12 protein-coding genes are annotated in these 15,051 nt (G+C 44.7%); 9 read left to right on the forward strand and 3 right to left on the reverse strand.

Features of this window, described 5'->3' with window-relative positions; all coding sequences use genetic code 11:
• Nucleotides 1-191 (forward strand): hypothetical protein (locus DI53_RS20565; RefSeq protein WP_206538028.1); only part of this gene is annotated, 191 nt, incomplete at its 5' end.
• Here the strand turns inward: DI53_RS20565 and DI53_RS11970 are convergent.
• Nucleotides 180-1,499 (reverse strand): hypothetical protein, encoded by a 1,320-nt coding sequence (locus DI53_RS11970; protein ID WP_037499677.1) that lies wholly within the window; start codon nucleotides 1,497-1,499, stop codon nucleotides 180-182. The two genes, DI53_RS20565 and DI53_RS11970, sit on opposite strands and share 12 nt — an antisense overlap.
• Nucleotide 1,500: 1 nt before the next feature.
• Nucleotides 1,501-3,906 carry a TonB-dependent receptor gene (locus DI53_RS11975; protein ID WP_052072365.1) on the reverse strand — a complete coding sequence of 802 codons (2,406 nt, stop codon included), beginning with the start codon at nucleotides 3,904-3,906 and terminating at the stop codon, nucleotides 1,501-1,503.
• Nucleotides 3,907-4,062: 156 nt separating this feature from the next.
• On the opposite strand from DI53_RS11975, the gene DI53_RS11980 reads away from it, so the two are divergent.
• From DI53_RS11980 to DI53_RS12015, 8 genes are all read left to right on the forward strand, one after another.
• Complete coding sequence (locus DI53_RS11980; RefSeq protein WP_052072366.1) at nucleotides 4,063-5,199, forward strand: alpha/beta hydrolase; 1,137 nt, start codon at nucleotides 4,063-4,065, stop codon at nucleotides 5,197-5,199.
• Nucleotides 5,200-5,228: 29 nt separating this feature from the next.
• Nucleotides 5,229-6,275, forward strand: coding sequence for a YncE family protein (locus DI53_RS11985; protein ID WP_052072367.1), 1,047 nt, complete (start codon nucleotides 5,229-5,231; stop codon nucleotides 6,273-6,275).
• Nucleotides 6,276-6,499: 224 nt separating this feature from the next.
• Entirely contained in the window at nucleotides 6,500-7,465 is a 966-nt protein-coding gene (locus DI53_RS11990; RefSeq protein ID WP_241462415.1) for an ABC transporter permease, read from the forward strand.
• Nucleotides 7,462-8,415, forward strand: coding sequence for an iron chelate uptake ABC transporter family permease subunit (locus tag DI53_RS11995; RefSeq protein WP_037499679.1), 954 nt, complete (start codon nucleotides 7,462-7,464; stop codon nucleotides 8,413-8,415). Before DI53_RS11990 ends, DI53_RS11995 begins: the two co-directional genes overlap by 4 nt.
• On the forward strand, nucleotides 8,388-9,170 hold the full coding sequence (locus DI53_RS12000) for an iron ABC transporter ATP-binding protein (RefSeq protein ID WP_037499682.1): 783 nt from the start codon (nucleotides 8,388-8,390) through the stop codon (nucleotides 9,168-9,170). Before DI53_RS11995 ends, DI53_RS12000 begins: the two co-directional genes overlap by 28 nt.
• 5 nt (nucleotides 9,171-9,175) lie before the next feature.
• Complete coding sequence (locus DI53_RS12005; protein WP_037499685.1) at nucleotides 9,176-10,120, forward strand: siderophore ABC transporter substrate-binding protein; 945 nt, start codon at nucleotides 9,176-9,178, stop codon at nucleotides 10,118-10,120.
• Nucleotides 10,121-10,125: 5 nt separating this feature from the next.
• Nucleotides 10,126-10,944, forward strand: a complete 819-nt coding sequence (locus tag DI53_RS12010) for a siderophore-interacting protein (RefSeq protein ID WP_037499687.1) — start codon at nucleotides 10,126-10,128, stop codon at nucleotides 10,942-10,944.
• 136 nt (nucleotides 10,945-11,080) lie between these two features.
• Complete coding sequence (locus DI53_RS12015) at nucleotides 11,081-13,051, forward strand: FUSC family protein (RefSeq protein WP_037499689.1); 1,971 nt, start codon at nucleotides 11,081-11,083, stop codon at nucleotides 13,049-13,051.
• 55 nt (nucleotides 13,052-13,106) lie between these two features.
• On the opposite strand, the gene DI53_RS12020 is transcribed toward DI53_RS12015, so the two are convergent.
• Nucleotides 13,107-14,993, reverse strand: a complete 1,887-nt coding sequence (locus DI53_RS12020) for an alkaline phosphatase (RefSeq protein WP_052072368.1) — start codon at nucleotides 14,991-14,993, stop codon at nucleotides 13,107-13,109.
• Between the last annotated feature and the right edge of the window lie 58 nt (nucleotides 14,994-15,051).

Below are 15,051 nucleotides of genomic sequence, written 5' to 3' on the forward strand. Positions count from 1 at the left end.
ACAAAAGTAACGCCCCCGTCCCGGGCTTAGGGACAAAAGAGTATTGCGTAGAGCGTATCGTGACAAAATGCGACCACCGATTCTATATACTAAGTACTAAAATCTATCGCTTCATCCCTTCATTAACAGCAAAGTCGCCCCGTCCCGGATTAGGGACGAAGACATCTCACTACGCACTACTAATCCACTAATACTTTAACAAATCCAGCTACAGCACCACCCTCACTCACATCAAACAGCTTTGTTGCGGAGTTGTTGCTGGCATTGTACGTGTAGTAGCCATTGGCGGAGTTGGTCTCCGAAGAAGAGCCTCGTAGTAGTATTTTTCCATCCACTTCGGTGACAGCGAAAGCTGCGCCTGGGTTATTTCCGGTCGGTATGCCCGAAATTTCTGCAAACGTCTTCGTGGAAACATCTACACTGTAAAATTTCCAGATATCGGCGGAATTAATATTGCCGGATGGGCCACCTGTTAATGCTATGGAATTTAATGTCAGGATCAATCGACCGTTATCCGCAAAAACATTGACAAATTTTCCGTCGTCAGCTGCGCGGTAGTCTGAGAATTTAAGTTCCCACATCGGGTCGATATCGGTCTCGTTTGCCTTGATGCGCACGATTTTCGATTTGCCGCCTAGTCCCTGCGGGTGCTTGCCTTGGGTAACGATGTAAAGATCACCGTTGCTATCGAAATCATACATGCGGTTGTCGTTGATGTAAGCGATGCTACCGGCATCAGCAATGCGGATGGTTTTTTCATAGGTTCCTGTAGCAACATCTATAACGGCAATGTAAACCGATGGAAATACATCATCAAAAAATCCAGCTTGTGTGGTTGCTAACTTGCCATAGCCGATATTAGCGTATAGTTTTCCGTTTTTAATAGCGAGAAACTTTTGACCAATTGCCCTAAATTGAATCGTCTCGCTGCTTGTATTGCGAACGGCGAGCTCATTTTGGTTTACCTCATTGGCAAAATCCAGCACGCCGGTGTTGGCCATGGTGGTCGGGTTAAACTGTTGTATCTTCAGCGGTTCGGCAGCATCCCAGTAAAAGCCCGTTGTTTCATTGTGGATCACAAAGTTTCCTGTGCCCGTTCGCTTTGCGGCTTCTGTCGGGTTTTTTGAAGTTATGAAAGCACTGCTACTGACAGTTCCATCAGCAGAGACAGCAAGCTTCTCGATCCCTTGAACGCCGTCGGCGCTGCGGTACATCTTGAATATCCAATTGCCATATGTGCGCCATCCGGCAGCCCCTCTATTCGCTGTAAGCGATTTGCCGCCGACCACATTGGAGATCGATCCGGTAGGGATGGCATCAAAAGCACTGATGTAGCCACCGCCATTTTGCTGCGTGCGATCGGAGACCGTCATCAACACATATTTACTTGTCCCATCACCATCAATCGGCGGCGTCGGGTCATCATCATTGCTGCAAGCTCCTAATGATGCGCTAAAGGCAAGTAGCGCCAAGAGGCTAAAAAATCTTGTCTTCTTCATATTACTGATGTTTTATAGATTTAATAAAATAAGTTAATTTCAGGTGGAAGCTACGCCCTGGCCGCTGAATCTTGTAGTAGTCATACAGCTTCGCATTGGCGATGTTTTTTACTTCCGCACCAAGGATAAAATTGCTGGACGGAAAGACGTAGTTGAAGCCCGCACTGATGAGGCTTTGGTTCGGAACCAAATCTTTGATAGGCACTTCTGCGTTACCAAATATTCCCAAAAAACTTTGAGGTTCCTGATCGCGCGGGATAGGTACTAAGTAAAATTCGCGTATGAAATTGTAGTGTACGTATGGTTTTAGCAGATCTTTAGTCGTGAAGACGTCGTGAAATAATCCCGTTGCGCCAAGATTTGCGAAAAAGTAGGGCGTGTTTCGCTGCCGCGTTCCCTCGGTCCATTTGTAAACGGCTGATCCCACATCCACCATACGGTTATCCTGCCAGGTTACATTTCCGTTGAGTTCCAAATGTCTGTGTGCTTGATACGTTAAGTCGATATCAAATCCATAGCCGCGAATGCTATCTAGATTTTGGAACTGCGAAAACGGCGGTTGAATGGGTACCAACATAATCATGCCGCTTGTTTTTCGGTAAAAGGCCCCCAGTTCAGCCGTCATTTTATTCGTGCTGTAACGGTATCCCACATTCAGGTTAAAGCTGCGTTCCGGCTTTAAACTAAAGTTTGGTGCACGCGTATCATTGTTTCCAAAAAGCTCTTCCGCTAACGGAAGTCTGTTTGTCAGTTCTGCGGACGCCCGTGCAAAGCTGCGCGCATTAATCTGATATTTCAATGCATTTCCTATTCCCCAGTTATTGTCCGTAGCGGTGGTAAATTTGCTCAGATCCGTATCATTCGAAAGAAAAGCATTGATTCCTTCCGATCGGAAGTTAAAATACTTCACAAAGAGCTGGTTTGTTAATTTGCCATCCAACCACTTGGAATCCCAAGATAAACCGGTTATAAGCTTACTGTAAGTGGCTTCCTTACTCAATATATCGACTTCCGTTCCCGCGAAACGAAAGCCATACGGATCGGCGCCCACCCGACTGCTCCTGTTATAAACCATATTTCCTTCCAGCATGTGTCTGTCGTTGATGCGGATGGCAAGGTTCGTTCGGGACAAGGTTTGTGTGTAATCGATCTCTGATAGAGAAGGATTAGGGCTTTCGCCGATATCATCGTTATTGCGCGGTGTGAAATTGCCATACCAGTCATACGTCCCCCGAAGAGTGTCGGTACGGTTCCGCCGTGTGAAACTGTGCGAAATAAACTGATCGATGGAAAGCTTATCATTCCATAACTTCTTTCGATAGCGCACTGCCGGAACAAGTCCTTGGTTTTTCAACGTAACTGCGCCATAGGGATTTGTCATTAATGCCGGGTGCTGCGATTGGCGATCGATTCCATAGCCAGCAAAAGAGAAACGAATTTCATCTGCCCAGAACCGATTTTTCAGCCCAAAGTACACCTCGGTAAAATGGTGCTTGTAGCGGTTATGAAAGAGTTCTACGTTCACCGTGTCATAGTTAGCACTGGCGTTAGCTACTTCTACATCAGCCTTATAATTATTGTCGGAATAGTTGTAGAATGCATCTATCCCAAAAAAAAGCCGATCCTTTTTATCCGTATGATAGAGGGATAAATTGGCGATATGTGTGTTAAACGAAGCAATTTCATAGGAAGCGTTAACCTGTGTTCCGCTATGTTGCGCGCTTACCAGATTCACTGCACCGCCGAGTGCATCTCCGCCGATGGAGACCGGCACGACACCTTTATACACCTCCACACGTTCCAAGAGATTTAACGGAACGTTGTTGATGCCGTAGCCACCACCCAAATATTCCAGTGGAATACCATCGCGAAAATACTGAACAGCATTACCCTGAAAGCCATTTATCGAGACATCGACCGCATTTCCCAATCCGCCACTTTGCCGGATACGAATACCCGGTGCTCGGTTCATGACCTCGGCGAGGGTAGCCGGTTGCTGCGCCACAGCGCGTGTATCAATAACAACCGCTCGGATAGGCTGCTCGCGAACCTGCTGTGTAGCCGACTGTCCTGTTACATGCACTTCGTCAATGCGTGAATTTGTTGTTGCCAGTTCTATGTTTATGGATTTATCTTTGTCGCTTAGAAGGACAGTGTCTCTAAATTCCGCATAGCCCAGCGCTGTAGCTAACACCACATATTCCCCGCTTTTTAAATTGGAAAACTGAAAACGTCCCAGCGAATCGGCTTGTTGACTAGACAATCCCACGACCACTGTTGCTCCGGCAACAGCATTACCCCGTGCAGTTACACGGCCATGAATATGTAGCCCAGTTTGCGAAAATGCAACATGCGTTAATAAAAAACTAATGAATAAAAGCGCTTTGCTTAAATTTCTGATAGGCATAGGTATGAATTTCTTTAAAGCTGTTCTTAGACCTCGTTGCAAATATAACTTTATTTAGATTTAATTTAAATAATTCTTGCAACTCCTTTAGAATCTATCTAAATTAGCATCGCATTTACTATTGAAAGGGTCGCTAAGGCCTGTTGTATTAACAAAATGAGTCACGAAACATCCTATCAAGTCACCTTAACCATAATCAATAACAGCTCTTCGTTTATTGGTGAAATGTGCTATTTGGCGGGAAATTTTAACAATTGGTCTGCCGATAGTTACCCACTGGGATCAATTCCTCAACAGGATGAAAGCTTATCGACCGTATTATCGGATGTACGTCCCGGCGACTTAGAATTAAAGATAACCCGTGGAAGCTGGGAAACACTACAATCGACTACCGAAGGTAAGTTGCCGCCCCCATTTACAGTAAATGTAAATCATGACCTCGAGATCTCGCTAGAAATCGATGCCTGGCGTGATGAATTTCCTGCGTCAACAGCTACCCCACAAGTGCAGTTGCTAGATGCTGAGTTTCTATTTCCCAATATGGGCAGAACTAAAAAGGTTTACCTGTATTTGCCTGCGGATTATGCAAATTCAAACAAAAGATATCCGGTTTTTTATATGCATGATGGCCAGCATCTTTTTGATGAGGCTACATCGGTAGGGCGAGCAGGCCCGGTAGAATGGATGGTAGATGAAACACTCGATGGGGCTGAGAAGCAAGTTATCGTCGTTGCTATTGACCATGCAGAAACCTTTGAAGAACGGCAACAAGAGTTTCTAATTCATCCTATTCCTGAAACGCCAAAGCCACTGGGCGAGGCGTATCTGCAAGATATCGTTTCTGTGCTAAAGCCTTACATAGATAAGCAGTACCGTACACTAGCTGACCGAGCGAACACTGTGATGATAGGAAGCTCGTTAGGTGGTTTGGTAAGTCTTTACGCTGGACTTACTTATCCCGATATATTTGGAACGTTGGCTATTTTTTCGCCTTCTATCTGGATCGATCGGGATGGCGTCTATGCTGAGGCAGAGCATGCTTTGGCTAATGAACAAGCCGTGCTGGAGGATACTGACTTTTACTTTTATGTAGGGGGGCGGGAAAAGCGCCTTGGAAAAGACCATCATCATGAGAATATGGGCAAAGATCTGCGTGAATTTTTAGACTTTTTTGAAGAGAAACGACAGGTGACGGCGGCGTTTGATATGGATTCCCATGGAAAGCACGGTGCGCTATATTGGCAGCAGGCTTTTAAACGCTTCTATACATATTGGGAAAGCAAAAGTAATTGATTTTAATTTTCACAATAACACACATATATATGAATAAGCATAATCCAACATCAACAAACATGAACATGCTCAAAGTAATATTGGCATTTACAGGTATGACATTGCCTATTTTACAAGCTGCTGCACAGCAGGTCGATAAGTCATCTCCGGCAGGAAAAGGGGTATATGAATCTGCTTTCAATAGCAAAGATGGCCATGTTTACGTGACGAGCGCAGGCTCACGTACTGCTCCGGGCGGCGCTTTATACAAAATCAATCCACAAAATCTTTCCATAGTGGATAGTATTTCCCTGAAAGAAAACCCACCATTTGGTATCGCTATCAATAACAAAACGCAGATTGCGTATACAACGAATACCCGCACCAATTCTGTTAGCGCAATCGATCTTAAATCTGGGAAGTTGTTGGCAACAATTACGCACGGTGAAGAGAAATCCCATACGCGCGAAGTTATTGTCGACGAAGATAACAATTTAGTATATGTGAGCGACGTCGGTGATCCGAGCAGTATTTGGGTTATCAATGGAAAGACAAATACATTCTCTCATTTGATTTCGGATTTGGGGAAAACGGCGACAGGTATGACCTTTGCCAAATCAAAAGACAAATTATTTGTGACCATTATGGGAACAAATTCTATTGCTGTGGTGGATACAAAAACACGGAAGATTGAAAAGTCATTTCCTTCTGGAGGCGAAGCACCCATCAATATCACGAGCGATGGCAAGCGTTTGTTTGTTACCAACCAAAAGTCTGGCACATTAACGGTGTTGGATACGGAAGGCAAACTATTAAAAAGCATCGCGACGGGGGCGGGCGCCATAGGTATTGCGTATGATCCTGTTAAAAACCGCCTTTATTCGGCAAACCGCCAAACTGGTACAACCACGGTGTTGGATGGAAAGACATATGCAGTGCTTGCAGACTTGGAGACAGGATCTGCGCCAAATCACGTGCGCATTGATCCCAAAACAGGAGCAGCATTCGTTGTCAATAAAACTAAGGGTGGCCGCCCAGTGGAAGGCCAAGCACCTGTAGTAGACACGAATGGAGATACCATCACAAAAATTAATTAAAAATAATATCCGTTTGTATAATCTGAAGTTGTTTCTGGAGGGGTGCAGTATGCCCTGCGCCCTTTCCAGAGCAGCTTTTTAACATGTTATTGCTGAATAGCAAGAGAAATGGCGAAGCCTCGTGCAAATGAATGTATATAAAACTTATTAAACCGAGGTTGAAGCAGGAGAGGAGCTTGAACTGATATGTGGTTAAATAAGGATTTGGAAAAAGAAGAGATCGTTTGGAAAGAGAGAGAAATCGAATTGGCATACAACTACTTTCTGTATGCTGCATCCTGCTTTTAGCATGGATTTCGTTGTTTACAGGCGTTAAAGACATAAGCTTTACGGAACTTTTTACTGATGGTGAAAAGTTATTGTTCTTTACGCTCAGCAGAATTCCGAGAACATTGGCCTTGCTTTTAGTCGGAGCCGGTATGAGTGTGAGCGGCTTTGTTATGCAACAGCTTTCGCAGAATAGGTTTGTATCGCCCACTACCTCTGGCGCCTTGGAAGCTGCAAAAATGGGCATCTTAGCTGCCCTAATTTTTATGCCGCAAGCATCGCTGGTCATGCGGATGATTTTCGCACTCTTCTTCACTTTTATTTCTTCCCTGCTATTTATTGGGTTTGTCAACCAAATACGATTAAAAAATACCGTGTTTATTCCGCTTATAGGATTAATGTTTGGCAGTATTCTCAGTGCAGTGTCTACATTTTTTGCTTACAAACAGGGCATTGTACAAAATACGCAAGAGTGGTTGTTGGGTGACTTTTCTTCCGTAATGCAGGGGCAATATGAGGCGGTATACCTGATCCTCCCTGCCGTGATACTTATCTACCTGTACGCCGAGCGATTTACGATTGCTGGCATGGGCGAGAGTTTTGCTAAAAATTTGGGCTTATCCTACAATATTATCGTGCAAGTCGGTCTTTTTGCCGTGTCTCTTGTGGTGAGTGCGTCTGTCATTACTGTGGGAGCAATCCCGTTCCTTGGCCTCATCGTTCCAAACCTTGTCAGCATATTTGTGGGTGACAATCTGCGCAAGGCTTTGCCTTGGACTGCTTTTACGGGTGCTAGTCTGTTGCTGATCTGTGATGTGATTGGCCGCTTATTGGTATTCCCTTATGAAATTCCCATAGGGATGACCCTAGGCATCATTGGCAGTGCTGTTTTCCTGTTGTTAATCTTAAAGAAACGCGCATGAAGGCTCTCCCTAAATTTATAGGCTTAGCCATTGGTTTACTGCTTGTCGCTATCCTGTTCATGCAATACGATTTGGGCCCAAATAGTGCGTATGCATTAAGCAAGCGAGGGATTCGGCTGGGTAGTATGATCGTAGTAGGAATTAGTGTGGCGTTTTCGTCCCTGATCTTTCAAACCCTCACCAACAATCGGATATTAACACCCTCGATCATGGGCTACGAAGCGATATTTATTTTGTTTCAAACCGTTCTTGTCTTTATTTATGGCGATCGAGCTTTTCAGGTTATATCGCAAGAGACAAACTTTTTCTACGCTGTGTTCTTTATGCTTATTTTTTCGATAGGCATGTATCTATTAATGTTTGGCAAGCAGCAGAAGGGCATGTTTCATCTTTTATTGCTGGGCATGGTTATGGGCACGCTTTTTCAAACATTGAGTCAGTTTATGCATGTACTTATTGATCCCAATGAATTTTCTATCGTGCAGAATTTCATGTTTGTTTCCTTTGCTAAAATGAACACCAAGCTACTGTTTATCGCTTCCATCACATTGTCGGGTACGATACTATACGCCATGTATCAAGTGCGCTATTTAGATGTTATCGCATTAGGACGGGAGCATGCTATTAATCTTGGACTTGATTACAAAAAGTTAGTGCGCCGCTTCATGTTGATCATTGCCGTTCTCGTTTCTGTTTCTACCGCCTTGGTTGGTCCTATAACATTCCTGGGTATTTTAGTGACAAATGTTACCTATGAACTTTTCAGGACGCGGGAGCACCGATGGATGCTGTGGATTTGCAGCACGATTGCCTGTTTGTTTTTAGTTATCGGGCAGTTTCTCGTGGAGCATGTCTTCAGCTTTTCAACCACGGTGAGCATAATTATTAATTTTATAGGCGCTGTATATTTTATGTATTTGATATGGATGTCACGGAAAAAAATAGCTTAAGGTTTGAGCAGATAGCAAAGCGGTATGGCAAGAAAGAGGTGCTCAAATCGCTTTCGGGCAAAATACCAATGAAGCAAATCACGTCGTTGATTGGGCCAAATGGCGCAGGCAAAAGCACCTTGCTGTCTATTCTTAGCCGTCTGCTGGAACAAGATGGCGGGTCGGTCTATTTTAATGATAAACTACTATCCACGTATAAAGGGGAGGAGCTGGCTACCAAATTATCCATTTTAAAACAGTCAAACCATCTCGACCTGAAACTTACGGTAAAGGAGTTGGTCTCTTTTGGTCGTTTCCCCTATTGCAAAGGAAGGCTGACCGATAAAGATCGTCAAAAGGTGCAGGAGGCTTTGCTGTTTTCAGATTTGGAATCACTCCAAGATGCTTATATCGATGAGCTTAGTGGCGGACAGCGGCAACGCGCCTTTATCGCTATGATCATTGCCCAGGATACCGATTTTATCTTGTTGGATGAACCCTTGAATAACCTAGATATGAAGCATGGCGTATATGTGATGAAAACTTTGCGACGTCTTGTTGACGAGCTGGGAAAAACGGTTGTGATCGTTATCCATGAAATAAATTTTGCGGCGCAATATTCGGATCATATCATTGCTTTAAAAGATGGCGACATCCGTTACGATGCTCCTACCGATGCGGTGATTCAAGCGGATGTCCTGGAGGACATCTTCGGGATTTCATTTGACATCATCGAGAAAAACAATAAAAAAATCTGTAACTATTTTAATTTATAAAAATCATGACAATAACATATCAGGCAATAAAAGTACTTGTAGCGGCTTGCCTTCTTCCATCACTTTTTTTCTGTTGTCAGCCCGCGGCGACGCATACTGGCGAGCAGCAAGATTCTATGATTGTTACGCACAAGCTGGGCGAAACGAAAGTTCCTGTTGCTCCGGAACGGGTTGTAGTACTTGATATCGGCGCGCTGGAAACGCTTCACGAATTAGGCATCAAGCCGACCGGTGTTCCGAAAAAGTTTATGCCAGCTTATCTATCATCTATTCAAGATGATGCTTCCGTTGCCGACGTAGGCTCTGTGATTGAGCCTGACTTTGAAGCAATAAGCGCCTTAAATCCGCAACTTATTTTAATGTCTACACGGCAGGAGCGCTTTTATGAAGAGCTCCATGAAATTGCACCGACCGTATTCGTTGGCACGGATAATAAAGATTATATACCCTCATTTGTGCGTAACACACAGCAGTTGGGGGAAATTTTCGGGAGGGAGAAGGAAGCTATGCAGAAGCTTGATAGCTTGGAGTTGAGCATTGCTAAGGCACAAAAGAAATTTGCCGCAGATCCTAATAAAGCACTATTTCTGATTTATAATAACGGCCGCTACAGTGCATTTGGTAAAGGTTCCCGATTTGGTTTTATCCACGACGTGCTACAAATCAAACCGGTGATGGAATTGAAAGATGAGTCTGTGCATGGGCAGCGTGTATCAAACGAGCTGATAGCCGAATCCAATCCCGACTATCTCTTTATCGTAGATAGAAATGCGGCTGTGGTTGGGCAAAAGGCGGAGAAAGCAGACATGGAAAATGCACTAATTAAACAAACAAATGCTTTTAAAAACAAAAAGATATTTTACCTAGACCCAAATGTTTGGTTTATTTCAGGTGGTGGGCTTACGTCCGTAAATCTCATGGTCAACGATATCGTTAAACTACTAAATTAATACAGATGGAAAAGCCAATCATTGCGAAGCACGTCTTCAACGTGGTCGCTAAACAACATATTACGCCGCATTACATCCGCATCACATTACGTGGCGATGGAGCGGGAGATTTTAAGCACTGCACTCCGGGAGCGAACAATAAAATTTTTATTCCGCCAGCTGGGGAAAATCATGTACAGTTCGCCACATTTGATGCAGAAAAAGCGGAGTGGGTGATGCCTGATGAGCGTATCAAACCCATTGTGCGAACCTACACACATCGCGGTATGGGTACTGCTGATGGCGAGATTATTATTGACTTTGTTGATCATGGCGATAACGGTCCTGCATCGACATGGGCTCGCGCCGCCGTGAAGGACGATCAACTTGGTGTCGCTATGAAACTGCGAGAGACAGCGCTTTGCCCTGCTGCAGACTGGTATTTTTTGATTGCCGATGCAACAGCTATACCCGTATTGAGCTGTATCTTGGAAAGCCTACCCTCGACAGCGAAAGGACATTGCCTTGTTGAGGTGGCTACAACCGATGATATACACCCCGACATCAAGCATGCTGGCTTTACGATACAGTACATTTTTAATGCACATCCAGACAAAGGCAGTGAACTGGCGCAACATGCAAAGAAGGTGGTCTTACCAGAGGAAGGCTCCCGGTTTGCCTACGTAGCTTGTGAGTATACATCTGTAAAAGAACTTCGCAAGCATTTTCGTGATGAGCTGCAATGGACGAGCCAAGAAATCTATGCATTCTCGTATTGGAAGGCGGGCGTGGCCGAAGATAAGTCGGCTTCAGATCGACGCGAAGAGAAGGAAGAGCAAGGCTAGCCAGTGGGTTAAAAAGCCTGACACTACGTTGATTTTGCCCTGCTAAAAAGTTTGTAGCTTTGCGCACGAATTATCGGTGGATTTATTTTGGTTTTATTGATCAGCTTTCCGTCCGATGCGTAAATAATAAACGTAGTTGAAAAGCAAAATTTCCAAAGCCTTATTTATTTTTAAAGGTCTTTTCGCCGAATATGGCGTAGAGGCCTTGCGTAATACCCTTACCTGCATGGTGCCAGCAATCTGTATTACTTTAGTTGCAGGTTTAGACTATGCCATCCCGTTCGTTCTAGGCGCACTGAATGCATCGATGACCGATTTTCCGGGCTATCGTAAGGAAAAATTGCTTGCCGCCATTTGGGGGATCGTTTGCTCGGTATTGACTGCTTTACTGATAGGCTACAGCTTGCCACATACCTGGTTGTTAATACCGCTTATCGCTGTGCTGGCCGCGGTATTTACAATGTTCAGTGCACTTGGTCCACGGATCGGCATGATTGGTACAACCACGCTATTTCTGATCGCATTTGTGATGGGATTGAAGCCGCCTCATGTGCCTCAGTTTGCCTTATGCGTGGGGGCTGGAACGGCATTTTTTTATCTGATAAATCTCTTGCACAGTACGATAGATCCTTTGTGGGAATTGCGTAAAGCCATCGCAAACGGATACCGCGGAACGGCCTCGTTATTACGTACAAAAGCACATTGTTATGATGCAGATGTGCCCTTAGAGGGCTTGTATCACCGCGCCGCAGCGGTCAGTATCAAGTTAGCTGATCAGCAAGAGACCGTAAGACATCTTTTACTTCGCGAGCGACGACATTTGCGAAAAGACAGTAAACGTGGCTACGCCTTGTGGTTGCGAGCCTATGTGCTGATGGATTTGTATGGAATGGCGACAGCGCTAGATCATGATTATGAATTAATCCGCGAAAAGCTTCAACCGATCGGCGCGCTTTCGAAAGTTCGCGAATTGGTGCTGTTGGTAGCTGATGGGATGGAGGTGGCCTCTCTAAAAAATGCGCACGACCGACCTGAATTTTTGTTCTTAGAAGAGAATATGGCAGCCTTACTCAAAAATTTGGAGGATTCAGCTCTTCGATATGGTGGTGAGGTGGCGCTGATGTTAAATGGCACCATTGCAAACGCACGTGTCTTCTTGCGTTCGGTACATCAATTGCGAACCCGAAAGGGCGATGACCTTATGGAGGATTTTCATGCGCAAAGTTTGGATCTTACGGGCTTTCTGCCTCCGCTTTCGTCCGGTATTCGGGATATGTGGAATCATATCCGATCCTATTCTCCACTATTCGTGTTTTCAATGCGTATGCTGGTGTTGTTTGTTTTAGGCGGTGCGCTTGGCGCGCTATTGTCAGATATGAAATATACCTATTGGATCTTAATTACGATAATCGTCGTGGCTCGTCCAAGCTATTTATTGACACAACAGCGTAATAAGGAACGCCTTGCGGGAACGCTGGGCGGTGTACTGTTAGGGTTGGCTTTAATTTTTGCGTTTCCAAACACCTATGTATTACTCTTTATGATTGGGCTACTGTTGTTTTCGTTTCTGTTGTTCAATAAACGCTATTACATGGTAAGTGTATTTTTTATTACGGCTATGGTTATTGTGGCCTTGCATCTTCATGAGGACACTTGGACGAATGTACTCTTGAACAGAATGCTCTTCACGCTATTAGGTTGCGGATTGGCTCTGCTAGGTTGGTACTTAGTTCCGGTTCGTCATCAAACGAACGTATTTCCGTTGGCAGGTCAGGCGCTAGATGCACATCGGGCGTATTATGACGAGGTAGATAACTACGTTTCCTCCGGCGTTAAGGGCGAACGTTTTGAGATTAGACTCGCGCGTAAGCGTGCTTTTTTAGCACTCACGAAGTTTTCGGATGCGGTATTGCAATCGCAGCGTGAACCGGGGAAAAGCAAATATTCCAACCATTTGATAGCCAAGATACACGTCGATCTCTACCGTTTGCAAGCCGTTATCTCAAGTTTTTGGATTCAGCATAACGAAGATGTGCTGGAAGCCGACAGGAAAGAACGGATAGAAGCACTGCTGGACGAACTGCAAAGCAAGGTGGTGTCTGTTTAAATACAAGGGCCGCTGTCGGGCGGCCCTTGTAGATAGACTAAATATATAGTTGAGCTTATTTTACACCTAGCAAGTCATAAATTTTTGCCGCAATCTCACTGTTGTCGACAAAACCTTGAAACTTTTCTGCTCCTGGACCATAAGCCGCTAGCGGTACCGGAATGCCCGTATGATCGGTTGTAGCAAAATTTCCTAACACATGTCCTGTATTCTTGTTTGCATCTAGAATAACCATTCCGCCAGTTTCATGATCTGAGGTCACAATAAGTAATGTTTCTCCATCCTTATCGGCAAAAGCCATTGCTTCCCCAACGAGTCTGTCAAAACTCAAGTATTCTGTGATGCTGAAAGGCATGGAATTGCCATGGCCGCCGCCGTCGATTTTTGCGCCTTCCATCATCAAAAAGAAGCCCTTTTTATTTGCTTTCTTTTTTAAGTACGCTACACTCGGCGCAAAAGCGTCTTCAATCATGCGGTAGTCGGTTTGGATCTTCTCCTGTTCCGAACTTAATTTATCCCATACACGGCTTACTTTATCTTCGGCAAATACCATAAGACGTTTGTCCGTATCAGCTGTCATGCTATTGATCCCCTTACGAATATCAAAGCCCTTTTCTGTCAGCTTTGCTAATAGGGTGCTGTCATTTTTTGCAAATGCTGGATGGAAGCCACCCACTACCAAGGAAAGCTTACTGTCCAATAGGTCGTAAGCGATGCTATCAGACATATCGCGCTCTTGAACATGCGTGTAGAATGAGGATGGTGTTGCACCGGTCACGCGATCATTAGAAACAATACCGCTGACGATATTTTTACTAGCCAATTTGTCTGGAATATTAGTTACAGGATGCCCTAACGTATCCACGCCGATATAACGGTTTTTGGTTTTCACACCCGTGGCCAGCGCACTGCCGCCCGCTGCCGAGTCGGTGTGGTAATTGTCTGTAGAGCCGGTATACAGATAGCCTGTATAGGGCATGCGCAACACATTTAGCTGACCTCGATTCGCCATGGCTGCCGCCCATAACTGCGAGAGACCAGCGCCATCACTAATGAGCAGAATCACATTTTTCGGTTTTTGACCAAGCTTGCTTTTATTGGCGGGTTGATATATTTGATACGGCTTATCTTCTTTGTAGCTCACTTGCGGATAGCTTTCTAAGAAAGCGGCCAATGCAGTCGGTTTATCTGTGTTAATGTAATCAATGCCTAATTTTACCCATTCGTACCAGGTCGTCTTGGTATCAGGCGAAGCCCAGAAACGGATTTTTTTACCCAGCTGGTGTACGGAATCTACTACGTGCACGACTTTGTTCAAGTCGTCATCAGTCAGTCTTCCCAAACCGTTCCATTTTGTAAAAGCAGGAAACGGCGCACTGAAGAGTCCAATTCTTTCCAACTGTTCTGGGCTATAGTTAACACCAAGGTCACCATCAAAATAGAATATGCTATCGAAATTTTTAAAGTGCTCGGCTTTTGGTTTTCGGCCGCTGATGACAAGCTTAACCGCTTTCGGATTGTTTTTGCTATCGAAGTATTGCCGATAAGGCGCTAGCTTCTTAGTCAACAACTCCAATACGGCTGTGCCGTCTGTCTTCGGATCGATCAGCAACTGCAATTGACCCTGTTGAGGGTAGAGATAGCCGTTCTTGCTATTTTTGAAAGCATCCAGCAACGGCTGGAGATAAAGCTTGTCGAATGTACGGTCTGGCGAGATTTCATTCGGCAAGTGCGCGACATACAGCTCGTTGTCTCTTAAAAATAGGTCGACCTCGATAGACCCAAAACCTAGGCTATAAGCTTGTGTGAAAGGATTGTTGCGGGTGTAATCATTGTGAGAGTGTGCATTTTTAAGATAGCCCTCGGGCATTATCTGCGCGGTAACGGACAAGCCGGAGAGTAAGGCTATTCCTAAGCCAAATGCACGAATAGTAGCGTTCATAATAGATGTATTAAATCTTTAAAAAGTATAATGGCTCGGCTCAGGATTTTCCTGAGCC

Origin of the sequence: Sphingobacterium deserti (assembly GCF_000757725.1) — a bacterium.
In the GTDB taxonomy this organism is placed as follows: Bacteria; Bacteroidota; Bacteroidia; order Sphingobacteriales; family Sphingobacteriaceae; genus Sphingobacterium; species Sphingobacterium deserti.